At 36.2% G+C, this 26,860-nt stretch carries 24 protein-coding genes; 9 read left to right on the top strand and 15 right to left on the bottom strand.

What is annotated here, in order from left to right; genetic code table 11:
- Positions 1-27: 27 nt before the first annotated feature.
- From TDE_RS01535 to TDE_RS01500, 8 genes are read right to left on the bottom strand one after another with little or no spacing between them, the layout of a single operon-like run.
- Positions 28-780, bottom strand: a complete 753-nt coding sequence (locus tag TDE_RS01535; RefSeq protein ID WP_002681269.1) for a hypothetical protein — start codon at positions 778-780, stop codon at positions 28-30.
- Positions 781-790: 10 nt separating this feature from the next.
- A complete protein-coding gene (locus TDE_RS01530; protein WP_002666331.1) occupies positions 791-1,483 on the bottom strand; it encodes a potassium channel family protein in 693 nt (230 codons plus the stop codon).
- Positions 1,484-1,497: 14 nt separating this feature from the next.
- Entirely contained in the window at positions 1,498-3,222 is a 1,725-nt protein-coding gene (locus tag TDE_RS01525; RefSeq protein WP_002681266.1) for a TrkH family potassium uptake protein, read from the bottom strand.
- 18 nt (positions 3,223-3,240) lie between these two features.
- Positions 3,241-4,077, bottom strand: coding sequence for an FAD-dependent thymidylate synthase (gene thyX, locus TDE_RS01520; protein ID WP_002681263.1), 837 nt, complete (start codon positions 4,075-4,077; stop codon positions 3,241-3,243).
- A 47-nt stretch (positions 4,078-4,124) separates the two neighbouring features.
- Complete coding sequence (locus tag TDE_RS01515) at positions 4,125-5,237, bottom strand: hypothetical protein (RefSeq protein WP_002681261.1); 1,113 nt, start codon at positions 5,235-5,237, stop codon at positions 4,125-4,127.
- A gap of 3 nt (positions 5,238-5,240) precedes the next feature.
- On the bottom strand, positions 5,241-6,191 hold the full coding sequence (locus TDE_RS01510) for a lipoprotein (protein ID WP_002681258.1): 951 nt from the start codon (positions 6,189-6,191) through the stop codon (positions 5,241-5,243).
- Positions 6,192-6,220: 29 nt separating this feature from the next.
- Positions 6,221-7,300: a hypothetical protein gene (locus tag TDE_RS01505; RefSeq protein ID WP_002681256.1), complete on the bottom strand. Its 1,080-nt coding sequence runs from the start codon at positions 7,298-7,300 to the stop codon at positions 6,221-6,223.
- Positions 7,297-8,202, bottom strand: a complete 906-nt coding sequence (locus tag TDE_RS01500) for a hypothetical protein (RefSeq protein WP_002681254.1) — start codon at positions 8,200-8,202, stop codon at positions 7,297-7,299. Before TDE_RS01500 ends, TDE_RS01505 begins: the two co-directional genes overlap by 4 nt.
- Positions 8,203-8,287: 85 nt before the next feature.
- Between TDE_RS01500 and sppA the strand changes: the two genes are divergently transcribed.
- Together sppA and ychF are read left to right on the top strand one after the other, a co-directional pair.
- Positions 8,288-10,117, top strand: a complete 1,830-nt coding sequence (sppA, locus tag TDE_RS01495; RefSeq protein WP_002681253.1) for a signal peptide peptidase SppA — start codon at positions 8,288-8,290, stop codon at positions 10,115-10,117.
- A 38-nt stretch (positions 10,118-10,155) separates the two neighbouring features.
- Positions 10,156-11,262 carry a redox-regulated ATPase YchF gene (ychF, locus tag TDE_RS01490; protein ID WP_002666350.1) on the top strand — a complete coding sequence of 369 codons (1,107 nt, stop codon included), beginning with the start codon at positions 10,156-10,158 and terminating at the stop codon, positions 11,260-11,262.
- A gap of 182 nt (positions 11,263-11,444) precedes the next feature.
- Here ychF and TDE_RS01485 read toward each other — a convergent pair whose 3' ends face one another.
- The 7 genes from TDE_RS01485 to TDE_RS01455 form a co-directional block, all read right to left on the bottom strand.
- Positions 11,445-13,001, bottom strand: coding sequence for a hypothetical protein (locus TDE_RS01485; RefSeq protein WP_002681251.1), 1,557 nt, complete (start codon positions 12,999-13,001; stop codon positions 11,445-11,447).
- 76 nt (positions 13,002-13,077) lie between these two features.
- Positions 13,078-13,359 (bottom strand): type II toxin-antitoxin system YafQ family toxin, encoded by a 282-nt coding sequence (locus TDE_RS01480; RefSeq protein WP_002676650.1) that lies wholly within the window; start codon positions 13,357-13,359, stop codon positions 13,078-13,080.
- A complete protein-coding gene (locus TDE_RS01475; protein ID WP_002676649.1) occupies positions 13,356-13,634 on the bottom strand; it encodes a type II toxin-antitoxin system RelB/DinJ family antitoxin in 279 nt (92 codons plus the stop codon). The genes TDE_RS01480 and TDE_RS01475 overlap by 4 nt, the downstream gene beginning before the upstream one ends.
- 72 nt (positions 13,635-13,706) lie before the next feature.
- Entirely contained in the window at positions 13,707-14,510 is an 804-nt protein-coding gene (locus TDE_RS01470) for a class I SAM-dependent methyltransferase (protein WP_010956712.1), read from the bottom strand.
- A 73-nt stretch (positions 14,511-14,583) separates the two neighbouring features.
- Entirely contained in the window at positions 14,584-16,014 is a 1,431-nt protein-coding gene (locus tag TDE_RS01465; RefSeq protein WP_002681245.1) for a leucyl aminopeptidase, read from the bottom strand.
- A 343-nt stretch (positions 16,015-16,357) separates the two neighbouring features.
- Positions 16,358-16,777, bottom strand: coding sequence for an 8-oxo-dGTP diphosphatase MutT (gene mutT, locus TDE_RS01460; RefSeq protein WP_002681243.1), 420 nt, complete (start codon positions 16,775-16,777; stop codon positions 16,358-16,360).
- A gap of 158 nt (positions 16,778-16,935) precedes the next feature.
- On the bottom strand, positions 16,936-18,894 hold the full coding sequence (locus TDE_RS01455; protein ID WP_002681239.1) for a DUF2075 domain-containing protein: 1,959 nt from the start codon (positions 18,892-18,894) through the stop codon (positions 16,936-16,938).
- Positions 18,895-19,165: 271 nt separating this feature from the next.
- On the opposite strand from TDE_RS01455, the gene ftcD reads away from it, so the two are divergent.
- The 7 genes from ftcD to TDE_RS01420 all read left to right on the top strand — a co-directional run bounded on the left by ftcD (position 19,166) and on the right by TDE_RS01420 (position 26,836).
- Entirely contained in the window at positions 19,166-20,065 is a 900-nt protein-coding gene (gene ftcD / locus TDE_RS01450; RefSeq protein WP_002681237.1) for a glutamate formimidoyltransferase, read from the top strand.
- A gap of 174 nt (positions 20,066-20,239) precedes the next feature.
- Positions 20,240-22,687 carry a DNA topoisomerase (ATP-hydrolyzing) subunit A gene (gyrA, locus tag TDE_RS01445; RefSeq protein WP_002681235.1) on the top strand — a complete coding sequence of 816 codons (2,448 nt, stop codon included), beginning with the start codon at positions 20,240-20,242 and terminating at the stop codon, positions 22,685-22,687.
- A gap of 9 nt (positions 22,688-22,696) precedes the next feature.
- Complete coding sequence (locus TDE_RS01440; protein ID WP_002681234.1) at positions 22,697-23,434, top strand: potassium channel family protein; 738 nt, start codon at positions 22,697-22,699, stop codon at positions 23,432-23,434.
- Positions 23,435-23,485: 51 nt separating this feature from the next.
- Positions 23,486-24,889, top strand: a complete 1,404-nt coding sequence (locus TDE_RS01435; RefSeq protein WP_002681233.1) for an MATE family efflux transporter — start codon at positions 23,486-23,488, stop codon at positions 24,887-24,889.
- Between the two features lie 3 nt (positions 24,890-24,892).
- Complete coding sequence (gene rlmJ / locus TDE_RS01430; RefSeq protein WP_002681232.1) at positions 24,893-25,732, top strand: 23S rRNA (adenine(2030)-N(6))-methyltransferase RlmJ; 840 nt, start codon at positions 24,893-24,895, stop codon at positions 25,730-25,732.
- A 114-nt stretch (positions 25,733-25,846) separates the two neighbouring features.
- Positions 25,847-26,113: a type II toxin-antitoxin system Phd/YefM family antitoxin gene (locus TDE_RS13400; protein ID WP_002681231.1), complete on the top strand. Its 267-nt coding sequence runs from the start codon at positions 25,847-25,849 to the stop codon at positions 26,111-26,113.
- Between the two features lie 147 nt (positions 26,114-26,260).
- Complete coding sequence (locus TDE_RS01420) at positions 26,261-26,836, top strand: SAP domain-containing protein (protein WP_002681230.1); 576 nt, start codon at positions 26,261-26,263, stop codon at positions 26,834-26,836.
- Positions 26,837-26,860 lie beyond the last annotated feature (24 nt).

Genomic DNA, 26,860 nt, shown 5'->3' with positions numbered 1-26,860 from the left:
ATTAGACGGAGTTTATCGGTTGTAAACTTAAGATTTTTTAGAGGTTCCTAAAATTTTAAAAAATCCTTTTTTTGCCTGCTTAGCAGATTCTTCCTTTTGAGGCGGTATAAAGTTGTTGATAAATTTAGTTAAAGCACCATGCTTAGATGTATCAATTAAAAAATATGTTATATCGCCTAGTGTTGAAAAGACAGGTATTAAAAGATTGTTCCCTTGTTCTACAGGAAGATGACTTATTGATGCTTCCTTAAAGGCTTCTCTGATATTTGCTTGAGGTATAAGGTCCGAAATATTTAAATCTTTATTATAATTTTTTTCCGTTTTGATTTTTTGAGAGGCATCTATAATTTCTCCGTTAAGGTTGACTACAACAATAGGTATATCTATCATACTAATCAAGCTTCTCATCAATCCGTTAAGACTCGCGATTTTTAAACTTTTTTGTGCTGTAATTGTGCTTGAAGCTTCAAGGGCTTCTTGTAAAGCAAACCCTGCCGAACCCAGCTTTTTTATTTTTTCTTGAGATAAAATTCCTCCGGCTCTTATAGTTTCCATTAAAGTAAAAAAATCTTTTTTCTTTTTTATTGCGCCTATTATAATATTGATAGTTATAATCAGTTGCAAACCTGAAAATATAAAGCCTAAAAACAAAACAAATTCGGAATCTCCTTTGAGAGGGATTCTCATACCAACGCTATATGCCCAAAAAGCTGTTATTATCATAAAAATAAATGAGATTACTAAACTTATAAACAATAGTTTTTTTTCAATAAAAATCATATTTGCCCCGTTACATATTTCTAAATTCTTCAAGTTTTATATTTGAGCCTATCAAAAAAAGTTTATCGCCCTCTCTCAACTCAAAATCATCTTCCGGATAGTGCATAACCTCCTGTTTGACAGGATTACCGACAGAATCTATATCCAAAGCCATTCTAACAAGAGCAATCAAAGTAATATTGAATTTTTCTTTTAGAGCAACGGAACCGACTGTTTTTCCTATAAAAAATTTCGGCACAATGATTTCTCTTATCGAAAAATCTTTTGTAACTGCAATTGAGTCCATTACATCGGGAGAAATAAGCCGCCTCGCAATTCTTGTTGCTGCTGATATTTCAATATTTAAAACTTCGTTTGCTCCTACCCTTCGTAGAACTGTTGCGTGGAGAGGTGAAACGGCACGCGCTAAAACATAGGGAATATCTCTTTGCTTTAAAAGAGTAGTTGTTAAAACGCTTGCTTCTATATTATTGCCGATGGCGACTATGGCGACTTCTACATCATCCAAAGGGGCTTTTAAAAGAGCTTCTTCATTTGTAGTTTCTACAAGCATTGCTGCCGGAACGATTTTTTTTATTCTTTCGACGGCTTGAATATCATGATCGAAGGCAACCACTGAAGCACCTCCGTCTACAAGAACTTCACAAATCCTTGAACCGAATTCTCCCAAACCTATGACTGCAAAGTTTTTATTTGTTTCCATATATTTTCCTCCCATTATCCTATTGCTATATTTCCATAAGGATATTCTATATCATCATTTTTTTGTTTTTTACCGGCCGCAGTTAAAAAAGTTAAGGGGCCTACTCTTCCGATAAACATTAAGATTATTATTACTATTTTACCGGCTGGTGAAAGCGCTGCCGTTATTCCTGTAGAAAGCCCCACGGTTGCAAAGGCCGAAACGGTTTCAAACAACAATGCTAAAAAAGGAAGGCTTTCGGTAATTGTTAATAAAAAAATTCCAACTGAAATTGCCGCAAGCCCGAAACCGAAAATTAAAAAAGCTTTTTTTACTTGTTCTTCAGGCACCGAAACATTTTTAATTACAACCGTTTTTTGATTTTTTAAAAAAGATTTAAAAAAAGCAAAGACTACTGCAATTGTATTCAGCTTTATTCCTCCGGCTGTACTTCCTGCAGCTCCTCCCATGAACATTATGAATATCATAAAAAGCAAGGTTGCATTTGTCAAATTAAGGAAGGAAACCGTAGAAAATCCTGCGGTACGCAATGTTATAGCTTGAAATAAACTTGCAAGGTATTGAGTTCCCAAAGACATCTCTTTCATAGTATTGCGATGCTCAAGTAAATAAAAAAAAGCAAAAGAAATAAAAAGAATAAAAACCGTAAGGCTTAAAATCATTTTTGTATTTACCGAAATTAAATAATCTGTCTTTTTTTTCTTTAAAAATGTATTTTTTATATCTGTCTTGACCTTAGCTAAAACATCATAAATAACTGCAAAACTTATTCCGCCTAAAATTATGGTAAAGCCTATTGTTAAACTGATAATAATATCGGAGGTAAAAGATTCCAAATTGTTTGAAAAAAGAGCAAAGCCCGCATTACAGAATGCGGATATTGCATGAAATAATGCAAAGCCTAGGGTTTTAAGATTGAAGCCTAAAATGCGTGAAAACCCTATAAATAAAAATACAGCACTTAGGGCTTCTATAAAGAATGTAGATAAAACAATTACTCTTAATGTTTTAAAAAGGTTTGACATGTCATCTTCACTGACCATGTAAGAAATTGTGAGCTTTTCACTGACCGTCATTTTTTTTCGGAAGGCAAGCATTCCGAAAAATGAAAAAACCATTATGCCTAGTCCTCCGACTTGAATTAAAACAATCAGAATAAATTTTCCGACTATGGTAAGTTCGGAAGAAACATCTATAACACTTAAGCCTGTAACACATACGGCGGAAGCAGACGTAAAAAGTGCCGTTAAAAAATTTAAGGGAGAGCCTTTTGCAGATGCTGCAGGAAGCATAAGTAAAAAACTGCCGATGATTATTACCATAAAAAAAGAAATAATCAAAGTACGGGCAGGGTTTGAAATGATTTTCGCAGTTAATCCGGCTCTTTTGCTTATCAATCTAATTATTTTTCCAAACAAAAATATATTTTTAAAAATATCAAAAACAATACTTAATTCTTCAGAAATATTTTTAAAACCTATTTGTATTTTAAAGGTAATAAATATCGATGCAAATATTACCATTGCTAAAAAGTTTGGAAGATTATTTTGAAAATATTTGCGTATATACTTTTCCTGACGGACGGCAAAAAAAGTTTCTGAAATAACAAATAGAAGAATTAAAATATCTATTGCATGGATAATACTTGCAGGCGTGTTTTTAGGATAAAATTGCTGTAAAAATAAAAGTATAAGGCTTAAAGCGAAAGCCATAACGACAAAATAATCTCGCTTTCTCATTTTGCTGTTCCTTGCGTTTTATACCTGTCTTCCGCTTTTAAGTTTTTCGTTAAAACGTTCAAGCTCTTTTCCTTTTAAGCCGCTGTCTTTTCCGGCTATCAAATTACGTATAGCTTCAAGTTCTTCTGCCGAAAAGTTTACGCCGTTTTTTTCATGCCGCTCAAAAGAAGCACAGGCAAGGGGGGTTACGGTTTTACAAATCTCGAACATCACTTCGGCATAGTCTCTGATTTCTTTTTGTGCATGAGCATCCATACGCAGCCGCAAAAAATGAAAAAGATTATGCAAGTCTATTTGCCAATACCATTCGGTATAAGTGGAAAGAGGGAGGTTTATTCTTGCAAGCTCTCTCGCAATATTTTTATCAAGTAATTTAGAGTAGCCTGCATAAATTTCTTCTTGTTGTTTTTGTAAAGAAGTTATAACTTCATTTTGAAGGTCTTGAGGAACTGCTTCATTCATTCTGCCCTGCTTATTATCGCTGCTTTGCAAAGCTATATCCTTTCCGGCGGGTACATAAAACTCGGCCTTTAAGATAGAATACCGTCCCGAAATTTCGTTTAAGCGGGCAGTCCTATGCCTGATCCACTGACGGGCTACAAAAATGGGCAGCTTTACATGAAAGGTAAAAACCACTTGCTCAAAAGGAGAGGTGTGCTTGTTCCGCAAAAGATAATCTATTAAAGCAGCATCTTCACGTACGGTTTTAGTCCCTTCCCCATAAGAAACACGGGCAGACTGCACTATGCGGGCATCAGTTCCCATGTAGTCTACCAATCTGATAAAGCCCTTATCAAGAACCTTAAATTCTTTATCCAAAATTTTTTCCGCTTCCGGAGCTATACAATGTGCCATAGGAGAATGATAGCATAAATTGTGAAAATTGGCTAGAGATTAATTGTTTAGTTTTTTATTATATCCCAACAGTTCCTATAAATATTTGCGTTTATTTTTACATATTTTACCTTGTTTTGATGATATACTCTAAATTCAGGAAACTTTACGCCTTTTATATTTGGCGAGCTTTTTTGCATAAAAAAGATCGCGTCATTAAAAAGTTTAAACCAGCTGATTGTTTCATCATGTTCAAAAATTTTTTCGGATTTTCTTGTATCCCCATCATGGCGGAATAATGCGTTTTTTTGTGTATAAAAAACATTGCCGCCAAGATCAGTATTAAATTCCCCATCCAAACAGACTACATAAATTGTAAAATCATCTAATGACATGGAAACGACGGCTGTTTTTAATCCATCACTCAATGAAATTCTGGTTTTATAATATATACTATTATATTTTTTTGAATATGCGATGTGAACAGGTCTAGCATACGGATAAGGGTACTCCGCCGTTGAATTAGATATAAAAATATAATTGCCGCCATCTTCTTTACCGTAATCATAAGGATAATCTTTATATAGATCCTTACCGGATATTTCAAACTTATAAAGCTTTGTTTCATATAACAATATTTTATTATCCGAATCAAATTCGTATTTATATAAATTACCTCCGTCAAAAAAAAGAATATCACGGTCTCCTATATTTACCGCAACAGTATCTCTATGTTCTAATGGAAGTATTTTAATTATTTTTTTATTTACAACATCAAGATAGCAGATACACCTATCCCCTGATATCACAACAAGACCATCATCAGTAATAGTGATCGAACCTGCGGATAAAGTCATTTCTTTACCGCCTTCATTACATTTTCCGGCTTCAATAAATTGTTGGATAACATCTGTATCTACGTCTCCTCCATTAAACCTTACATCATACCATTTTCCATTTTTGGATAGTTCGAACCATTCATTTTGTGTAGATGCAAATATATATTCCGATTTATCAAAATCATAAATATACTCGTTTGTAACTTCTTGCTGATTTTGGGTGTTAAAATTAAATTTTATTCCTGATTTAAAAAACAGCCAGTGAATCAAAATTCCTACAGGAAGAATTATCATTACTAATACAATAATATAAAGTATAATTATAACTTGTTTTTGTTTCATAGCTTACTCCCAATACTCAATCTCTCGATATGTGGTAGAAAATAAAACTCCATCAGAAAAAAACTTTTCTTCAATCCAGTTATCGTACTCATCATATTGTAAAATTTCAACTGTTCCCCCCAATGAGGTCGTATATTTTCTTATTTTGCCAGAGTTGTCGTACTCACTAATTATCTCATATTCTAATTTATCATTATCATATTTTTTAAATTTTTTTATCATAGCATTTTCATAAATAAATTCATATTTATCAAAAGATCTTTCATGATAATAAATTTTAATTTCTTTATATTTGCCGTCTTCATTGAAGATAAGTTCCATATCATCGAATGTATATTTATTTTCTTTTTCATTGTATAATATCTTTTTATCTTTACGTTTTTTTTCATATTCATTTACAAACTGCCTTACTTCACTATCCGTATTTTCCATCTTATAAACATCTTTGCTAATAAAATTTTTATCATTATAATAATAAGTGTATACTTCATCATGAGAATATGAGTCTGTCGGAATGCAGCCTAATTTATATACATATTTTACTACCTGACCGTTTTTATTAAATAAAGCAAAACTCTTTAAGGTCTTTTGATTTTCAGGTAAATAAGCTTGACAGGGCATATCATATTGCATAACCAAGTCGGATAAATATGATATATATTCGTTAGTCCAACTTTCAAAAATATGTATCTGCTTGCATTTTTTCATGGTTTCAGGCAATACATAATAATTGCTGTTAATATTTGTATATTTCAACTTTCTTATGTTTATCTCATACATAAACGGATTATAAAATTTTAAATCGAGCTCAATGGCCTCATCACTCTTTTTAGCTGAACCTTCTTGTATTACATTTATAGGCTGAAGTTTTTCTTCCTTACTACAAGAAATACTCAAAGTTAGAATAACTAATAAAATAATTAAATTAATAAAAACAGCGCATTTTAATTTCATATTTTCTCCATAATATTTTTATAATACGATCAAACCCCCTGAATAATTCTGGATACAACACCTAAGAAAAAGATCGGTTTAAAGTCTTGATTAAATCCGGCTTGGAATGTAAAAGGAACGTTATCAAATAATGTATAGCCTGCACCTAAACCGCACTCGGCGATAAGGTTTATTTTTTTTACTTCGTTAGAGCCGAAGCCGGCATCTGCAAAGGCTGAAATAAAAAATCCGCTTGAATTAACGCCCGTTCGAGCTGCGTACCATCTAATTTCAGCCCCCCAAATATGCATCGAAGAATATTTTTGAACATCTTTAAACGAAAAGCGCCGCGTCATAGCTTCTTGAGATTTTTCTATTTGGTAATCGGCGGCAGCATTTATATTTTTAGAATTTATCCTACCGGTATTATAAAAAGTATAGACAAAGCCCACGTCAACATAATACAGTTTAAATGTTACCGGCAAATCGAATTTAAGTCTGTAATTAACAAAACGGCTTTCCGGAATCCAATCGGTAAAAAAAGAAAAAGAAGTTGTTGCTTTAAGATAGCCTAAATCTGCAAGATAAACATCGAACCTGATTCCCTGCGATATTTCGGTAATTGTTTTCGGCAGCAACTCTTTTTGTGAACCGGTAAATTTTATTTCATTAACAAGTCTCCGTCCCACACGGGCAGGGAAAGAAATTTTCAGTCTGTTTATAACAAAGATAAAATTATTTCTTGCATAAACAATTTGGTCGGAAGCTTTTTTATGCATTGTAAACGGAACAAAATCATAAAAAGCGTTTATATCCCATTTAAAAAAATCTTTTTGAACAAACATTCCTATGGAAGAACTTATAGCGGGTCCGTTGTCTGCCGAAAAGAAGATTCCCGTATTCGGGAAAACACTGAAATTATTTTGTCTGTAAAGCCATCCGAATTTTACCGAAAGGGGAAATCCGAAATAATGCGGAAGAATATTAAATTTGGAAATGTTTAAAGACTCTTCTTCATTGTTGTTTTTAAGTTCCTCTTTATTTTGAGAAAATCCTGCCGTCATCATAAAACAAAAAATCAAACATAAAATCTTTTTCATTTTTTCTCCGTCTTTTAAACTATTAATCATAATCCGCCTAAGATTCCTTTTTTATAATTTTCATAAAGCAACAAAACAATCTGATGATTGGGGAAAAGATTTTTTGCTTTGTAAAAATATTTCCACCCTTTTTTTGTATCATATATTTTCATATAAAATATGGAATACCAAATAAATGCATTGAATCTATCAATCTCATTTAATTCTTCAATATATTTTTCCGTTGCTTTAATTTGAGAATTAAAATTAGAGGTGGTTTCATCGGCTGAAGAAATCTGCCAGCATGACAGCTTTACAAAAGCAGCCTTATTGGTTTTATCTTTTAAAAGGGCCATCCTGTATAAAACCGGAAGAGCTAATTTTGTGCTAAAACGGTTTGTTTCAGGTAGCTTGAGTTTTGTATATAAGTAGTCTGCATATTTTAAATACACCTCACCTTCCAAATCGGATAGCTTTAAAAATCTTTTTAAATCCTTATCTATCTTTTTTATTTCCTCACCTTGATGATTCATACTGCCGTAATTATAAATGGTAGAAATAATCTCGGCATGTTTAAGATATAAAATTAAGAGCTCGTTTTGTTTTTTTATATCCCTGTTTTTTTTATTCTCTAAAAGAATTTTTTCCAGAGAATCTGTAAGAATATTTTTTCCGTCTGTTAAGATTTTCAAATCTTCATCACCGATAGAACCGGCTCTATAATATTCTGCGAAAAGAGAATTACATTCCTCCAAGCTAAAGATTTTTATCTTATCTGAATCCGACGGGCTTGCAGGAATTTCTTGGGCATAACAAAAAAACGAAAAACCGATAAAAAGAAAAATCCCCGCTATTAACTTATGCGTTCTATTTTGAAAAGAATATTTTTCCATTTTTATAGAGTATATTTTTTTTAATAAAAAGGGAAGTGCCGTTATCATATTCTTTGCCATAAAGATTTCCAAAATCGTTCTTAGTTGAAAAAAAACCGGTTTTTTGCTATGATGATACCTTAAATTGTATTTTTAGGAGACAAACATGCAGGAAAACCAAGAACAAAAAAAGCGTCCGGGTTGTTTTATGGCGTTTTTTCGTGGAATAAATATTTTACGTTTGATAATAATAAACATCATTTTCTTCTTTTTCTTTTTTTCATTTTTGGGGGTTATGGGCAGCATACCCTCTAACACAAAAACAGTAGAGCGCGTACCGAGTGAGGCTGTACTAATGATAAATCCTTCCGGAGTTCTTACAGAAAAGGAATCGGATATTTTTTCGGCCGGCATTCCCGCAATCGGGAAAAAATCGGCAGTCCTCGTTTCAGACCTTGTAAAAGCTATAAAAAATGCGGCCTTCGATAGACGGATAACAAGCCTTTATTTGGACTTCTCGGAATTGGGAGGCCTCTCGTCAGGACACTTAAGTGAACTGGGAGACGCTTTAAAAGTCTTTAAAAATTCCGGTAAGAAAATATATGCCTATGCTGTAGGCTATTCCATTCCTTCTTACTTTTTAGCTTCCTATGCAGACCGAATAGGAATTGATCCGCTGGGAGAAGTCTCCTTTGCGGGCTTTGCTTCCCGTCCGGTCTTTTTTAAAGGTTTGGAAGAAAAATTCGGCATCAAGTGGAATGTGATACAGGCCGGAACCTACAAAGGTATGGCAGAAACTTATTCGAGGGATAATCTTTCGCAAAATGTAAGAACAAACTTAAAATCCATGTTCGATGATTTATGGAATAAGTACACTTCGGATATTGCAGCAAACAGAAATATGCCGCCCGAAAAAATTAGGGCTTTCGCCGAAAACAATAATGCTCTTATAAAAAAATATGAAGGAAACGGAGCGAAGGCCGCTTTAGAAGAAGGCTTTGTTACCGATATTGCTTCAGTCGATGAGTTTGCTGCAAACATAGGCTTTGCCGATAGTAAAACATTTTCGGTAACCGTAAACACAATAGGCTATGATTCATATAATGCAAACTTTGCAGAAATGCCCTCTCAAAATTCTATAGGCGTTATTCATATAAACGGAGCTATCTCTTCTACCGGTACAGGGCGTATAGATGACTCTGCCGTAAGTTACAAGATTGTAGATCTTTTTGATATTGCTCAAGGAGATCCGACTGTAAAAGCTATCGTTGTAAGAGTAAATTCAGGCGGAGGAGAGGTCTTTGCTTCGGAAGAAATAAGACGCGCTATAGACAGAGCTAAAGCATCAGGTTTACCTGTTGTAGTTTCCATGGGGTCCGTTGCCGCCTCGGGAGCTTATTGGATTTCTTCTTCTGCAGATTATATTTTTGCAAGCCCCTACACAATTACCGGCTCAATCGGTGTATTGGCTACAGCTCCATCTTTTAAAGAAGCCGTTAAAAAATATCTGGGTATAACAAGCGATTTGGTTTATTCGGGACAAAAGCCTTCATATTCCGTTTTAGAAGAACCTTCTCCTGAAGAAAAAGAGGTAAGGCAGATGGAAGTTATGCACATATATAAGACCTTTATCGAAACCGTAGCAAGGGGAAGAAATCTTCCTGAAAAAACCGTTGAAGAATTAGCCGGCGGCCGTGTCTATTCAGGTGAACAGGCCTTAAATTTAAAATTGGTTGATGCTTTAGGCTCTTTGGACGAGGCGGTAAAATATGCTGCAGAGCTTGCAAACATAAGCGGACAATATTCCGTAAAAGAAATAAAAAAGCCCCTACCTTTTACGGAAGCCTTGATAAAAAGTATTTTAGAAGATCTTGATGCTTCGACACTTTCGCAGATGAACTTTGCAGACATCAAGGCTTTCACTGACTTTTTAAATTTAAAATCAAAAAAAGGCATCTATGTTTACAGCCCCGAATACCTTATTTGGGAAAACTAAACTTGCGGTAATGAAAAAGTTTTTATGGAGGAAGAGATATGGCTATAAATTGCGGAATTGTGGGTTTACCCAATGTAGGAAAATCGACTATATTTTCGGCTCTTACAAGTGCGCCGGCTGAGGCTGCTAATTATCCGTTTTGTACAATAAACCCCAATGTAGGAATTGTAAGTTTACCTGATGCCCGTTTAAAAAAACTGGCTGAACATTTTAATCCCAAAAAGGTAATTCCTGCAACCGTAGAATTTGTGGATATTGCAGGTCTTGTAAAAGGAGCTTCAAAGGGAGAGGGTTTAGGGAATCAGTTTTTGTCCCATATCAGAGAAGTCGGCGTTATTGCCCACGTTGTGCGCTGTTTTGATAATGATGATATTGTCCATGTTTCAGGGAAAATAGATCCGGCTTCCGATATTGAAACGATAAATATCGAGCTCGCTCTTGCCGATCTTGCAAGTTTGGATAAAAGAGCTGAGCGTGCCGAAAAGGCGAGCCGCATGGGTAAGGAAGCTCAAAAAGAAGCTGCTGTCGTAATGCGGGCTATCGAAAAAATTCGTCCTCTTCTGCAGGAAGGAAAGGGCGCCCGCCTTGCCGACTTGACCGATGACGAAAGAGCCGCAATCTACGACACCCATCTAATTACAATGAAACCTCAAATGTATGTTTGCAATGTAGATGAAACAGGTGCCCAAGACAGCAATCCCTATATAGCGGCGGTTAAAAAGATTGCAGAATCCGAGGGGGCAGATACCGTTGTAATTTGCGGAAAGTTTGAAGCCGAATTAGCCGACCTTGAAAGTGAAGAAGAACGCCTAAGCTTTTTAGCTGAGGTTGGCTTGGAAGAATCGGGCCTTTCACAGCTTGCGAGGGCAGCCTATCACTTAATCGGGCTTAGAACCTTCTTTACGGCCGGAGAAGATGAGTGCCGCGCATGGACAATCCATGCCGGGGATACGGCTCCAAAGGCTGCCGGAGTTATACATACCGACTTTGAAAAGGGTTTTATAAAGGCGGAAGTATACAGCTTTGATGACTTTGTAAAATACGGAAGTGAACAAAAGATAAAGGAAGCAGGACGTTACCGTCAAGAAGGGAAAGCCTATGTAGTAAATGACGGTGATATTATGTTCTTTAAATTTAATGTTTAAATTTTAGATATTTTTGAATAAAAATACTTGACATTTTTATCCGTTTTAAGTATACTCAAGCCACACACAAACGATACACACTGTTTTTCACTAGACTCGCTCATTATCCTCCTTTTGGGTGAGTCTTCTTTTTTTATTCCATTTTATTTTTTTACATAAGTTTATGTTCGTACAGTTTACCCTTACTCTGCGGTTAGGTCAAAAACCGCATCCAAATCAAGTCTATCGGTCTTTATTTGAGAAAATAAAATATTTTGGTCAAGCTTTGCATCAAAGGGAGAGTTTTTAAAAAACTTAAAAAATAATGAGCTGTGATTCTTGGTGTCTTGGTCTATTTCTACAAAGAGCTTGTAGGTTCCGGCTATGTTCCGTTTTGCAAAAATATATAACCGCTCTCCGTTTTTTTGGCCTGCTGCTGCAGCCTTTGACTCTGCTGCCATAAAAAAACTTTTATCGGTCGTTATGCCGGACACAGCAAAGGAGCCAAATTCTTCCAACATATTTTTTCCGTTAAAATTAAAATTCTTTATTAAAACGTTTTTTTTATTTTTGGATTCTTCTGTTTGAATAGGAAATCCTTGTAAATTATCTTTTGAAAGCTCCTCAATAATTTTGGTTAGAACATCAAAGCCCTGATCGTCATTTTCGATGAGGGTACTCATCAGCCGTTTTGCAAAAGCACCGCCTTGGCTTGAGTTTAAGCGCTTTATCATTTCGGCAGGGCTTATTTTTTTTCTTGTTACGGTTTTTTCAGTCTTAGGCTGATTGGTTGTTTTTAAAAATTCCGGGGCAGCCGGAACCTGAGGGAGCACAGGGTTTATTGTATTCGGTTTAGGAATTTCCGGCATACCGGGGATAGGAGGAACAGGCGGAATAGGAATCGGATTAGAGTTTTGTCCAATCGTAGGCAGGGACATAAAGATAGAAAAAATCACTGCGATTATAAATGGGCTTATCGGCATATTGGCAAGCCTGCTTTCAACGGTTTCAAGCCGTGCCTGAAGACTTAAAATGGTTTTTTCCAAACGCCGTTTTTCTTTTTCCAAGGTGCGGCGAGGGTCTTCTTCTTTCTTTTTAGAAATCGTGCCCCGGACTGTTGCAGGGCTTGTCTTATTTAAAAACATTTCTTCTGCCTCAGCCCTTTTTTCCGCATTGCCTATATTGGCCACAAACTTCATCGCCTCATACCCGATGGCAGGGTTTACATTGTAGGCACTGATTTTTTCGATAGCAGTTGCGGATGCCCTCGGGAGGCAGAGCACCCTATCGACATAATCCTCATATCTTACACCGGCTTTTTTACAAAGAGGCCGGGCCTTTCCAAGCAGGCGGCCGAGTTCTTTCATAAGTTTACCGTCTTCTACCATTATGACTTGTCTGATTTCATCGGTTAATTCCAACAGCTCGGGCGACTCCTCAAGAGTGATTTTATAAAAGCCTTTTTTTTCGGCCTCAGCAAGGAGGCTGTGAAAGAGTGTCCAAAACTTGGGGCTGTGTACCCGCGTCGAATAAAAACCGCCCTCTTTTTCACACTGCTTGTGATGAGTATATTCATGCACAGCCGTGTAAATAAGCTCATTATCATTTGCAAAATTCTTATTATGAAGAATAATTTCGTGCGTATCCGGCTTATAAAGCCCGTTTACCTTTTTGCTGCTTTTTCCCGTAAAAACAACAGAAAACTCAAGCTCCGTATCCGCCGTCTCAAGCAAAATTTCTTTAACTCTATCCTGATTCATAGTTGCATTATATACTATTTGAGACAAATTTTCAAAGAGATGAGGTTTGTCAAGATATACATAAATTTGGAAATGCTTATTTCTTAAAAATATCGCTATGTGTTCCCGTATCAACAAGAGTCATAACTAAATTGTTTTCTTCTTTTAAATATAATAATAACCAATCAGGTTGTATGTGACACTCCCAAATACCTTTAAACTGTCCTGAAAGTTGGTGATTTTTATGTTTTACCCCAAGCGGCGTATCTGTCCTTAATTTTTCTATGATACCTTCAAGAAGATTAATATTCAAACCTCTTTTCTTTGCCAATTTGACACTTGCTTTAAACTGAGATGTTTTCTTTAATTGATATATCATACTTCACAATCCGCAAGCAATTCTTTTGCAGTTTTATACTGTTTAACCGAAGCATCACAACTGATTTGTCTTGCTTCTTTTATCGCGGCTAAAACAGATGGTGAAAATTCTTTTTGTGGAGGCAGAATTTCAAAAGGAATTTTTTGCTGATTTATAGCTTGCTTTAAAAATAATCGAATTGCAGTTGTTGTATCAATACCTAATGCATTAAAAAGATCATCAGCTTCTTTTTTTATTTGACTATCAACTCGCGTTTGTAATACTGCAGTGGACATTAGTATCTCTCCTAACATGGTATTTATACTATAAATATAGTATATTTATAGTACATTTGCAAGTATTTATGCTTAAAATTTTAAGTGAACAACCAATGTTCTATGCAATTTATCGGCGAAATACATATATATTCGAGTTAGGAATTTTAATCCCTCACAATGTTTTAATGCTCCATCAAAAAATCCATCGACATCTATAAGCTTTGTATTAGTAATATTTGCAAATTCCTTTGGGTTATCGACACTAAAATACATCTTAGCATTAACATTACCGGTCTTTTGAACATATTTATTAGCTAATTTTAATCCGGTAGAATTTGTTGCGTCAAATACCAACTCTCCTTTAAGAATTAAAGACTTCATTTTTTTTATCATCTCTATAATTTTACCTTCATCGAAGTACTGATATACTCCCGAAACAACAATCATAGTCGGCAATAAAGTATCTATTTCTTTTACCCAATCAAGAGTAAACATATCTCCTGAGATCAACTTTTCATTATCTGCATTTCCTAGTACTTTTTTTCTGGTATCTATAACGTTAGGCAAATCTATTTGATAAAAGTTAGATTTAACATTATTGATACGGTTATAGGCAGTTTCCAAGCCGGCTCCTAAAAACACTACATTGCTCTGAATATTTTCTTCAAGAAATTTTTTTATCTTTTTATCGATTGTTTGTTGTCTGCAAACACTGGCCATATAAAAATATTCGGTAGTATTCTTTTCTATGTTATCCGTCGGTATATATTGTTTTAATGACAATGCTTTTTCATCATAGAAAAATTTAGGGAATTTCTCGGATGCATATATTCTTGCTGCAAGCGGGATATATAATGTATCTTCTACACCATCAAGTAAATTTTTTGTACTCATATCATAACTCTCCTTATATAAAAAATAACCGCAGGAAAGATATTTGCTTCCCTGCGGCATGAGTAAAAGCTGTTTAAGCTTCTTTGCTTAGCATATAGTAAAGACTCTTTACGAGTGTTCCTGTGGCGTTTTCTTTTAGGTAGCCGAATTTTTCGGTAATGTAGGCAGTTCCGGCAATATCAATATGAATCCACGGGATATCTTCTTTTGCAAGGAAGGAACCGACAAAGAGACCGGCCGTCATCATTCCGCCTAATTTTCCGCCTGAATTTTTTAGATCTGCTACTTTCGATTCGTTCATTTTTTTATAATACTCGATAGTGGGCATTCTCCAGACAATTTCGCCGGCTCTTTCATTTGCCTTGACAAGTTCTGAAAAGAACTCATCATTGTTTGTAACTGCGCCGCTGACCTGTTCTCCAAGAGCCGATACACAAGCGCCGGTGAGGGTTGCAAGGTCAATCAGCTTTGTAGCTCCCAAATTATTGGTAGCGTAATAAACGGCATCGGCTAAGGTTAATCTACCCTCGGCGTCGGTGTTAATGATTTCGATGGTTTTACCGCTCATTGAACCGATAATATCTCCGTTTCTGTAGCCGTCTCCCGAAATCATGTTTTCGCAAGAAGCAACAACGGCGACAACGTTTACCTTTGCTTTGAGGTCGGCCAGTGCATGCATTGCTCCGATGACCGTACCTGAGCCACCCATATCCGTGAACATATCAACCATGCTTGTAGCAGGTTTAATGGCGTATCCGCCGCTGTCATAGGTTAAGCCCTTACCTACAAGAGCGATTTTTTCATTGGAGCCGGGATTATTGTAGTATTCCATAACAATGAGTTTGGGTTCCTTGGTGCTTGCTCTGGCTACGTTGAGGAAGGCTTCCATTTTGAGGGCTTCAATTTCTTTTTTGCCGTGGACTGTAACCTTGACACCCTTAGCTTCAAGTTTTTCTTTGGCAATTTTAGCCAGAGTTTCAGGATAGATTACATTTGCCGGCTGGTTTACCAAGTCTCTGGTTAAGAAAACCGCTTCCATGAGCTTGACGGCTTCGTTTATACCTTTTTCGGCTCTGTCTTCCTTGCCTTTTTCGGGATTATAATTGACCGTAATTTCGGTTTGTTCTTTACGATCGCTTTTAAACTTATCATATTTGTAGGTGGCATGGAGCATACCTTCTGCAATAGCCTCAGCCGTCTTATAATTACATAGATTGTTAAGCTTAGGAATATTGAGCTCGACTTCTTCTACCTTGTTCTTTAAAAGCTCACTTGCTGCCTTAAAAAAGGTTTTTCTTAAAACTTCCAAGTCAATTTTTTCTTCTTTACCCAGACCGATAAAAAGCTGGGCTTTAAGATTGGAGTCGAGAGTATAATAAACATCTTCCGCCTTTCCGGAAAATAATTCTTTTTCCTTCAAATGATTAAGATAGCCGCCTTCAATTTTCTCCTCAAAAACCAATTGGGCAACTACACCGCCTTTTTTTGCAATATTAAATTTCATAGTTCCTCCGAAATTGTATTAAAGTTATGTTTAATTTACAATTAGAGTATACATCTTTTATCGATTAACGGCAAGGTACATAGAAAATTACGATAACTTCTTTTTCAATTGGAGTTATGCATCGAATATAGTTATTTTCAATTTCAAAGACTTTTTTGGCATCGAGATTGAAGTTTTATTTGTTTATTAAGCTATTGTTAATCCAAAATGACATCAAGTAAAATAAAAGCATGCATTTAATGGTTTTCTACGTTTTATTTATTATTGGAATCGAGAAGTTTTTCTTAAATCTTGTTACGGAGTCGTGTGTTATAGAAATCATATATCTTAGAAAGGGAAAAATTTAGCATATAAGTTCTTTTATCCTCGCTACGAGTATGACATCTGCTGGAAGCCATGAAACTTCATAGAGAGTTTCCTTTGTGAGCCATTTTCCAGACTCTGCTTCTAGTAGCTTTATTTCTCCTTCTATCAACTCACAAAAAAAACAATACATAACTAGGTGAAAATTGGGGTAGTCATACTCTATGGTATCAATTAATGCTCCTATCCTTACTCTGACTCCAAGTTCTTCTTTTATTTCTCTAATGAGGGCTTGTTCAGGTGTTTCTCCATCTTCAATCTTTCCTCCAGGAAATTCCCATTGACCTTTAAATTCTCCATATCCCTTTGCAGTAGCAAAAAATTTTTTCTTCTGTTCGAGTGAATCACAGATAATTCCTGCCGCGACCCTTATAGTTTTTGTTTTCTTTTTTGAGTTCATTGCTAATCTCCAGTCTTGTTGTACTATATTCAATATCACCTTTGGTCAGCTGAGTTATAGTCTTTATTTTCGTATTAATGTTCAAAATAATGTCATACATAAATGTAATATTTAAAAAAAGTTAAATCCTCGACTATTTTGTAATGTATTTATTATAATTAGATCTCCTTAATACCAATTTCTTTAAGGTAATTATAAATACCGTCATAATATTCTTGTTGACTTGTCATGTCATTATCATCACCAGTAGGAATGAAAATTATGAATCCTTGTCTTGCTCTTGTTAATAGTACCCTATATGCATTTTTCAAGTACAAAATATTATCTTCATTTCTTATATTATTCCATTTTGTCCCTGTGAAATTGTAGTATTCAAATTCAACGCCGTTGAAACGAAGGTTTGCATCCCAACAAACAATTGTCCAGTCAAGTTCAAGACCTTGTATATCAAATTCAGTTGCTGTTTCTTCCAAATAGAAAGATGAACGAACATCATCCATATCATTTAAAAACCATGAAGGAGCATCAACCTTATTTTGCACCCAAACGCCATATTTTCTTAGACGTTTTGCGCCTGAACTTGCAGTTAATCCATACCGTTGAGTACCTTTTGCATTATGTTTTACCCATTTTTTTGCCTCTTGTAAATCTCTTGTTATGCAAATAAGGTAATCATTTCTAAAATTACGATAGAGATTATAAGCTTTCTCCCTATCAACATCCAACAATGCTTTTACAAAGGCTGAGACTTTTTCACTTCTAAATGAACGAAGTGATACTGCCAAATGCAAATCTTTAAAAATATTTACATTTAAACCTTGTATTATTTCATTAAAATCATTATTTTTTGTGTACTCCTTATCGGTTATTTTATCTGAAGTATACACATCCCAATCAGGATATTTTTTTTTCAAGCAATTAAACCAACCTACAATGCCAGCAGATTCACCCCTATTAATTTCTTGTCCGCCACCAATCAAGCATATAATTGTTGCCCATCCATTATGTCGATTCATAATACTTATCAAAAATTCCGGCTCTGACATGTTAAAATCAAGTATTCCTTTTTTACTCTTCATAAAATCTGAAAGATTTGGCTCGTCCCATGCTCTTTGTGCTTCATCAAAAATTGTCACTCTTTCAATCGGAGGAGTATTAACTGAAATTGCATCGTCTCTAAAATGATGAATAATTTGAATAAATTCTTTAGATTTGCGCATAGCATCAGTTTTTTTAATACCATTCCGTTTTACATCATCCCTACATAATGCTTCTTGTAAAACATCAACAAGCGGACCATTCCCAGAAAGGAATACAGCGTGTTCATTTTCATCAATTTTTTGGCGCTCAATTGCAATATTGAGACCCGCAAGTGTTTTGCCTGCACCAGGAACCCCAGTAATAAAACAAATTGACTTTTTGCTATTCTCCTTGCTGTAATCAATTATTTTATTTATAGCTTTTGTAGTTTGATTTAAATTTTTTGCACTTGCATCATTTCTTGAAATATCTTTGACATTGTGTCCCATATACAATGCTTGTGCAGCCTCAATAATTGTAGGTGTAGGCATATAAATTGAGTTTATCCATTTATAATAATAGAATTGACTTCTATTGAAATTCTCTGAAACTTTTTTTATATACTTTCCAATCCCAAACTCATTACAGCAGTAGGTATTTAGAATATTTTCTTTCATAATAGAAATATTCATTTGGGTATTCTGAGCATTTGTACATATTAAGATAGGTACTAACAATTTATCATGACTTTCTTTGTGAAAACAATTTAAATCAAGAGCATAATCTGTTACTTGATTTATTGCATATTTTGGATAATAATTTTCACCAACTTTAAATTCAAGTAGGAATACAATTCCTTTATGTAAAACTACATTATCGATACGATTTCCTATTCTTGGTATGGTATACTCAAAAAGCAAATGTCCTTCTAAAAAATCTGCAAGTTCTCTCTTTAGAATTTTAATTTCCTTTTTCCATGTGTTTTTTTGCAGATCCTCAGCTGAAGATTGGTCATTACTTGCAATTTCCCCAAAAACCTCATATTCATTTTTATATAAAAATTCTTTGATATTGCTTGAATAGTATGATCTACCCATTAAATTAACTCCTTAATATATCTACTGCATTTTAATGCTCATTTTTCTCATACAAATGAGGTATGGTTGCATAATAGTTTTAATATATTCTTTGTTTTTATTTTTTCCTGAATTTCATAGAGTTCATTTTTCTTGCCATATAAGCCATATAATGTTATATCATTTTTTTTCTATAATTACAATATTTATTATAAACGGTTCTTATTATCTTGTCTAAGACTTTTTTTTGTGTTACACTTGCGAAAGACGTTGAAGGTCTTAGGAGTTTTTTATGATGAACAAAATAATTGAATGTGTTCCCAACTTTAGTAACGGCCGCGATCCTGAAGTTTTGGAAAAGATTATAGCCCCCTTCCGCGGAAAAGAAAATGTAAAACTGCTTGATTACGAATCCGACAAGGATCATAACCGCTCTGTTGTAACCGTAATCGGTGAACCCGAAGAACTTAAAAAAACCGTAGTAGAAGCTATCGGAATAGCCGCTAGTCTCATTGACTTACGCAAGCATGAGGGAGCCCACCCCAGAATGGGAGCTACCGATGTTGTCCCCTTTATTCCGATTAAAAATTCCACAATGGAAGAATGTATCGAATTATCCAAAGAGGTTGGAAAGCTCATCTGGGAGCAGCACAAGATACCCGTATTTTTATACGAAAAATCGGCATCTTCCCCTGCACGTGAAAATCTTTCCAATATCCGAAAAGGACAATTTGAAGGCATGGCTGAAAAGGTAAAGCAGCCCGAATGGAAACCCGACTTCGGCGGAACGGAAATTCATCCTTCTGCAGGTGTTACGGCTGTGGGCTGCCGAATGCCCCTCGTTGCCTTTAACGTGAACTTGGCCACAAACGATCTTTCAATCGCAGACAAGATTGCAAAAAAAGTTAGGTTCATAGGCGGAGGCTTGCGCTTTGTAAAAGCAATGGGTGTAGACCTTACGGAGCGCGGAATTGTTCAAGTTTCAATGAACATGACGGACTACACAAAAACTTCTCTTTATCAATCTTATGAAATGGTAAAAATGGAAGCAAAACGCTACGGCGTAAATGTCGTCGGTACCGAAATTGTCGGCCTTACCCCGATGGCAGCCTTAATGGATGTTGCTTCTTATTATCTCCAAATCGAAAACTTTGAATTCAGCCAAATAATTGAAGCAAGATTACTCGAATAGATTTACTATAAGAATTTTTAAAAAACAGATTGTCGGGAATGCTCGGTAATCTGTTTTTTTATTTTATGCTACGGCTAGGTGCACTTTTCCGGTTTGCAGATAGTTGAATTTTCTCCATTCCTTGACCAAGCCCCTTTTTTATGCTAAAATGCCTCGAATTTAGGAGTATAATGCGTGGAAGAGATACAAACTAAGGAAGGCGGAGCCGTAATTCCGATTCCTATCGAAAATGAAGTAAAAAGAGCCTACATAGATTATTCAATGTCAGTTATCGTAAGCCGAGCCCTGCCCGATGTAAGGGACGGTCTAAAGCCCGTTCACAGACGTATCCTTTATTCAATGGAAGAAAAGGGCTTACGCAGTTCAGGCCCCACCCGAAAATGTGCTAAGATCGTAGGTGATGTATTAGGAAGTTACCACCCTCACGGCGACGCTTCGGTCTATGATGCCCTCGTCCGCCTTGGACAGGACTTCTCTCTCCGCTATCCGGTTATTTATCCCCAAGGAAACTTCGGAACCATAGGAGGCGACCCGCCCGCAGCTTACCGATACACGGAAGCTAAGATGGCCAAAATAGCCGAAACCATGGTCGAGGATATAAAAAAAGAAACAGTCGATTTTATTCCGAACTTTGACGATTCTACAAAAGAACCGACCGTTCTTCCGGCTAAATTTCCCTTCTTGCTTGCAAACGGTTCAAGCGGAATTGCCGTCGGTATGGCAACCAATATGCCGCCCCACAACTTACGCGAAATAGCCGATGCGGTTTCAGCCTACATAGACAATCCCGAAATCGAAATAGACGAGCTTTGTAAATATATGAAGGGTCCCGACTTCCCGACAGGCGGAGTTATCTACGGACGAAAGGGAATAAAACAAGCCTTTAAAACAGGCCGCGGAAAAATATTGGTACGCGGTAAATTTACAATCGAGGTCGATAAAAAAGGAAAAGAAACAATAGTCTTTACCGAAGTACCCTATCAGGTAAACACGACCACCCTTGTATCCCGTATCGGGGAACTGGCCCGCGAAAAAATTATAGACGGAATCGCAAACGTAAACGATGAAACTTCGGATAGAACAGGCTTGCGAGTTGTTATAGAGCTAAAGAGGGGGGCTATTACAAAGGTTGTTTTAAACCAGCTTTTTGCAAAGACTGCCCTTCAATCTTCTTTCGGAGTTATAAACCTCGCTCTTGTAAACGGAAGGCCTGAAACCCTTAACTTAAAACTTCTTGTAAAATACTTTGTCGAGCACAGGGTCGATGTAGTTACCCGCAGAACAAAATTCGATTTGCGTAAGGCGGAAGAAAGAGCTCATATCTTGGAAGCCCTCATCGTCGCCATCGACAATATAGATGAAGTTATCAAAATAATAAGGTCATCCCGAGATCCGCAAACGGCAAAAAACAACTTGATGGAAAGGTTCGGCTTTGATGATGTTCAAGCTCAGGCCATAGTCGATATGCAGCTAAAGCGTTTAACCAGCTTGGAAATTGAAGACCTCCGAAAAGAGTTACAGGAATTACAGGTTCTAATCGCTCACTTAAAGGACCTCCTTGCCCACCCCGAAAAGATTTTAGCTCTAATAAAGGAAGAAACTAACGAGATAGCCGAAAAATTCGGAGATGAGCGCAAGACCGATATAGTAGCCGATGAGGTTGAAGAACTCAATATCGAAGACCTTATTAAAAAAGAAGAGATGGTTATTTTAATTTCCCACCTCGGATATATTAAGCGTATTCCTGCCACAGCCTATAAGAGCCAAAATAGAGGCGGCAAGGGTTCCAATTCCGTAAACCTTGCCGAAGATGACTTTTTGGATCAGATTTTTACGGCCTCAACCCATGACTATATTATGTTTATCACAAATGCGGGAAAGGCTTACTGGTTAAAGGTGCATGAAATACAGGAAGCCAGCAGAACAAGCCGCGGCTCTCACATAAAATCCCTTCTTTCCGTTTCTTCCGATGAAGAAATTACGGCTGTTGTTTCCTTAAAAGAATTCGACGATAAGACCTATCTTTTGATGGCAACAGCAGGCGGTGTTGTAAAAAAAGTAACAACCGATAATTTTGCAAATGCAAAAACCCGCGGAATCATAGCGATAAAACTCGATGAGGGCGATAAACTTGTAAGTGCAATTCTTACAGGCGGCAAGGACGAAATCATGCTGATTACCCGCCGAGGTCAAGCCCTCCGCACAAGCGAGGAAGACATCCGCTCTCAAGGGCGTTCTTCCCGCGGTGTTACCGGAATAAAGCTTTCTTCTGAGGACGAACTTACGGGCGCACTCCGAGTGACGGAAAATCAAAAGATGCTTGTTATGACCGAAAACGGCTACGGTAAGCGCGTGGAGTTTTCCGAATTTTCAGCTCATGGAAGGGGAACCGGAGGACAGCGTATCTATACCCTCTCTGAAAAAACGGGAGAGGTTGTAGGGCTTCTTACCGTCTTTGATGACGATGAAGTTGTCTGCATAACGGGCCAAGGAAAAACAATCCGCATAAGCGTAGACTCTGTCGGCACTATGGGAAGGTCTGCACAGGGTGTAAGAATATTAGATATTGAAAGCCCCGATATGCTTATAGGGCTTGATGTTGTTGCCCGCGATGAAGAATAGGTAAAGTTTATGAAAAAATTTGCGATTATGGGATTGGGTACCTTCGGGGTACGAATGCTGGATGAGCTTATAAAAATCGGGGCTGAGGTTATAATCATTGAGCAAAATAAAGACCTTATTGAAATGTATAAATCTAAAGCTTCTTCTGCAATTGTACTTGAAGAAATAAGCGAGCTTTCAGTACGCAAAATTCTTCCCTCCAAGGTGGATACGGTAATCGTAGACTTCGGCCGCAAGGTAGAGCTTTCAGTAATCAGCACGACCATCTTAAAAAATTTAGGCATTGCAAACATTGTTGTACGAGCCCAATCCGATGAACACGGAAGACTTTTAAAAACCGTCGGAGCCACCAGAATAATTTATCCCGACAGTGAAGCGGCCAAAAGAACAACCCCTATTTTAGCTGCCGACCTCCTTCTTAAATTTATGCCTATTTCAAAAAACCTTGCCCTTGCCGAAGTCGGAGTAGAAGCACGATATGTCGGTAAAAGCCTTGCCGAATCCAATATCAGAAAAGATATGGGGGTAAACATTATAGCCCGCCGAAAAAAAGAAAGCGAAGACTTTATCTTTATGGATGACCCTGAGTATAAATTTGAAGAAGATGATGTTCTTTTAGTTGTTGCCTCTGAAGAACACATCTATAATTTTTCCGGCGGAAAGATAAGCCTAAAAAATAATTTAAAAAAAGATGGAGAGATAAAACCGTCAATCTTTAAAAATCTTTTTTCTTCAAAAAAAGTATAATTGGTAATTGGGAGATTGCCGATTTAAAAGCCTAAAGGAGAGTGTGCTATTATGGAGAATCTATCCTGCTCAAAGTGTGTTTGTGATGAAACCGGTCTTCAATTAAAACCTAAAAAAATATCAAAAAATTTATGGAAGCTGGCTTATCCTACGATGATTTCTGCAGGCTTGCAAAACTTTTATGACATTGTCGATATGGTTTGGGTAGGACAGATATCCAAAACGGCTCTTTCAGGTGTTACCCTTTTTTCTTCCATATACATGCTTTTTACCATTTTAAATGAAGTCGCAGGTGCAAGTTCCGTGTCGATGATTTCGCAAAACTACGGCCGAGGCGATATGGAAAAGACTCAGCGTATTGCCGAACAGACTATCAGTTTTAAGGTTGTCCTTGCAATAATGTCTGCTTTTCTTTTAGCCATTTTTTTAAAACCGATTTTATGGTTTTTTCTTCCGGATCAAGAAGTTTTAAATTCCGCTTTGGAATACGGATGGCTGAGAATCTTTTTTATTCCTGTAATGTTTTCTTCATATTCGGTAAATACGATTTTTAGATGTACCGGAGATGCAAAAACTCCCTTGCACATCATGATAATATCCACTATCATAAACTTGGTTTTAGATCCTGTTTTTATGTTCGATATAATTCCCGGAACAAATATTCCGGGCTTAGGTATGGGTGTTTTTGGTGCAGCCCTTGCAACGGTAACAGCCCGAACTATAAGTTTCTTATATGGATTTTTAATTCTTTTAAGCGGAAGACGCAAGGTAAAAATAAGCTTTAAAGGTCTTTTTAAACTCGACAAAAAAATAGATACCGACCTTTTACTCATAGGGCTTCCTTCAGGTATTAATTCCCTTGTCCGCAGCTTTGCTCAAGTAACGATTATGAAATTCGTAACGGTATACGGTGCCGATGCAGTTGCTCTTGCAGGTGTCGGCGGAAAGCTTTCACAGTTTGCCTTTATGCCTATTTTCGGGTTTAATATGGGAGGCGCAACTCTGGTGGGGCAAAGCCTTGGCCGAGATAATGTTAAGGAAGCAAAACTTACTTCTAAGATAAACGCTTTTATGTCAGCCTCTGTAGTAGGAATTTTTGCAGTCATAATTATGGGAATGCCTCAAACTTTTTTGCGGTTTTTCTTCCCAAATGATCCGTCGATGCTTTTGCAGGGTAGTTTAATGTTGCGTATATTTTATCCGTCCTTTATAATTTTATCTATGGGATTGGGGCTTGCTGTGGTCTTTTCAGGTTCGGGTCATACAAGGCCCATACTTTATTCTACCTTGGGTTCTCGCTGGTTTGTACAAATCCCGTTTTTATTTTTAGTTGTAAATATTTTACATCTTCCCTTATTTGCCGTTTGGACTTCATATATTTTTTCGGAGGCAGCCGAATTTATGGTCATTCTATATCACTACCGCAAAGGGGCTTGGTGTAATAAGAGGGTTTAAAATTTGCTGAGTTATCGCCACGGCTTTCATGCGGGAAATCAGGCTGATGTTTTTAAGCACTCGGCTCTCTTTTCTTTTTTAAAAGTCTACACTCAAAAGCAAAAACCATTTACGGCCTTTGATTTAAATGCAGGAAGTGCTTCCTATAATCTTTTAAGCGAATGGAGTTTAAAAACCGGCGAAGCGGAAGAGGGGATAATCCGCTTTTTAGATTTATATAAAAAAGAAAAACTGCCTCTTCCGATACCTGAAGGCTTTAAAGCCTATTTGGATTTTTGCCTAAAAAACTATGATGAAAATTCCTCTTATGCCGGCTCTCCAGAAATCATCCGTTCATTTTTACAAAAAGAATCCAATTTGATTTTATGCGATCTACATTCTGCCGAAGCTGAAAAATTAAAAGAACTGTATAAGCGTGTAGAAAATGTTCATGTGCATAAACGAGATTGCTATGAGGCTGTCAGAGCACTTACACCTCCTCTTCCTATCCGGGGCTTTGCCTTGTTTGATCCCAGCTACGAAGTCGATTCTGATTATACAGCGATTGCAGAGTCTGTCGAAAAGGTCTGTAAAAAATGGCCTATAGGCATCTTTATAATTTGGTACCCTATATTGAATCACAAAACCGAAGAGTGCCGAAATTTAAAAGACCGAATCAGCAAGGCCATGAACAATAAAGTATTAAACATTGAAGTCAAGCATTTTTCAAACAAGATAGACTCTGAAAATGAATACGGCTTACAAGGCTCAGGCCTTTTAATCACAAATCCGCCATGGGGTTTGGAAGAAAAACTGAAAGAAATTTGTGAGTATGTTGAGAAAGTAAGTGCCGGGTTAGATTGAAGAACCATAAGGTTTAGGTTTTTGCCTATGATTATGTGAAAATTCATAGTGAAATAAAAAAGTATTTACTATAGGCATAAAGGTATCATTATGGTATAATGATACCTTTAGGAGGTGTTTATACCGCAAATAGTACCAATTCGCGACTTAAAAAATACGAGTGCGATTTCAAATCTTTGTCATAAAACAAATGAGCCGATTTTTATAACAAAAAATGGCTATGGTGATATGGTTATTATGAGTATGGAAACATATGAAGGAAATGCTTTTTTTAATAATCTTTATGGTAATTTGGAAGAAGCAGAAATGGATTTACAAAACGGCAGGGTTTCCGGTATTGATGAGGCTATAGAGGAAATAAAAAGTCGATATGATTTATAATGTTCAAATCACTGATAAGGCAAGATGATAATAAAAAAATAGTTACTATAATGCATATATTTTATGCAAAACGTGATTATGGAAAATTATTATAACCGTTAATGCATACAGTTACACAATAATTACTGCACATAAGCAAAAGATTCTATGACAATAAAAGAATTTGAGAATAAATATTGGTATATGAGTGAACTCAAAGCACTAGCAAAGTCGCTTGAAATTCCTTTTGATTCAAGAACACGAAAGGATCAGCTTGAAGACATGATTATTCAATTTTTGGAAATCGGAACGGTAAATAAAAAGAATAGTTTTCGGATTAAAAACCGGAATATAGACATATTGAATAATCATAGTTATGTTAAAAATTTTAGAAACAAAAAAGAAACATGGGAATTCATCAATAGTGAAATGGATAAACGAGTTCCGGGATTAAAACCGAAATCAGGCGCAAAATATTGGCTTAATCGTTGGATTGAAAATAAGCTTTCTAATGGCGAAAAAATAACTTATAATGATGTCGTTTGCGAATATATTCGATTAAATAAAACTGAAGAAAAGCTTCCGCAAATTCCATCCTGTAAATTTAATAACTTTATAAGCGATTATCTGGCAAATGAAAAAAATGCAACAAGAAAAGACGCTTTGGAAGCATGGACTATGCTAAAAGATATGAAGGTAAAAAAAGATTATATAACATGGAAAAAAATAAACATCCATAAATAAATTTGTCAGATACGATGGAGGACA

The sequence above is a fragment of the Treponema denticola ATCC 35405 genome, from assembly GCF_000008185.1.
Lineage (GTDB): Bacteria > Spirochaetota > Spirochaetia > Treponematales > Treponemataceae > Treponema_B > Treponema_B denticola.
Note: the sequence above shows the minus strand (reverse complement) of the source record. Positions and strands in the feature narration are given on the sequence as shown.

Excerpts from the sequence above, each read along its gene's own strand:
- TDE_RS01535 (WP_002681269.1), bottom strand. The coding sequence starts at position 780 with ATGATTTTTATTGAAAAAAAACTATTGTTTATAAGTTTAGTAATCTCA.
- TDE_RS01530 (WP_002666331.1), bottom strand. The coding sequence starts at position 1,483 with ATGGAAACAAATAAAAACTTTGCAGTCATAGGTTTGGGAGAATTCGGT.
- TDE_RS01525 (WP_002681266.1), bottom strand. The coding sequence starts at position 3,222 with ATGAGAAAGCGAGATTATTTTGTCGTTATGGCTTTCGCTTTAAGCCTT.
- thyX (WP_002681263.1), bottom strand. The coding sequence starts at position 4,077 with ATGGCACATTGTATAGCTCCGGAAGCGGAAAAAATTTTGGATAAAGAA.
- TDE_RS01515 (WP_002681261.1), bottom strand. The coding sequence starts at position 5,237 with ATGAAACAAAAACAAGTTATAATTATACTTTATATTATTGTATTAGTA.
- TDE_RS01510 (WP_002681258.1), bottom strand. The coding sequence starts at position 6,191 with ATGAAATTAAAATGCGCTGTTTTTATTAATTTAATTATTTTATTAGTT.
- TDE_RS01505 (WP_002681256.1), bottom strand. The coding sequence starts at position 7,300 with ATGATTAATAGTTTAAAAGACGGAGAAAAAATGAAAAAGATTTTATGT.
- TDE_RS01500 (WP_002681254.1), bottom strand. The coding sequence starts at position 8,202 with ATGGCAAAGAATATGATAACGGCACTTCCCTTTTTATTAAAAAAAATA.
- sppA (WP_002681253.1), top strand. The coding sequence starts at position 8,288 with ATGCAGGAAAACCAAGAACAAAAAAAGCGTCCGGGTTGTTTTATGGCG.
- ychF (WP_002666350.1), top strand. The coding sequence starts at position 10,156 with ATGGCTATAAATTGCGGAATTGTGGGTTTACCCAATGTAGGAAAATCG.
- TDE_RS01485 (WP_002681251.1), bottom strand. The coding sequence starts at position 13,001 with ATGAATCAGGATAGAGTTAAAGAAATTTTGCTTGAGACGGCGGATACG.
- TDE_RS01480 (WP_002676650.1), bottom strand. The coding sequence starts at position 13,359 with ATGATATATCAATTAAAGAAAACATCTCAGTTTAAAGCAAGTGTCAAA.
- TDE_RS01475 (WP_002676649.1), bottom strand. The coding sequence starts at position 13,634 with ATGTCCACTGCAGTATTACAAACGCGAGTTGATAGTCAAATAAAAAAA.
- TDE_RS01470 (WP_010956712.1), bottom strand. The coding sequence starts at position 14,510 with ATGAGTACAAAAAATTTACTTGATGGTGTAGAAGATACATTATATATC.
- TDE_RS01465 (WP_002681245.1), bottom strand. The coding sequence starts at position 16,014 with ATGAAATTTAATATTGCAAAAAAAGGCGGTGTAGTTGCCCAATTGGTT.
- mutT (WP_002681243.1), bottom strand. The coding sequence starts at position 16,777 with ATGAACTCAAAAAAGAAAACAAAAACTATAAGGGTCGCGGCAGGAATT.
- TDE_RS01455 (WP_002681239.1), bottom strand. The coding sequence starts at position 18,894 with ATGGGTAGATCATACTATTCAAGCAATATCAAAGAATTTTTATATAAA.
- ftcD (WP_002681237.1), top strand. The coding sequence starts at position 19,166 with ATGATGAACAAAATAATTGAATGTGTTCCCAACTTTAGTAACGGCCGC.
- TDE_RS01440 (WP_002681234.1), top strand. The coding sequence starts at position 22,697 with ATGAAAAAATTTGCGATTATGGGATTGGGTACCTTCGGGGTACGAATG.
- TDE_RS01435 (WP_002681233.1), top strand. The coding sequence starts at position 23,486 with ATGGAGAATCTATCCTGCTCAAAGTGTGTTTGTGATGAAACCGGTCTT.
- TDE_RS01420 (WP_002681230.1), top strand. The coding sequence starts at position 26,261 with ATGACAATAAAAGAATTTGAGAATAAATATTGGTATATGAGTGAACTC.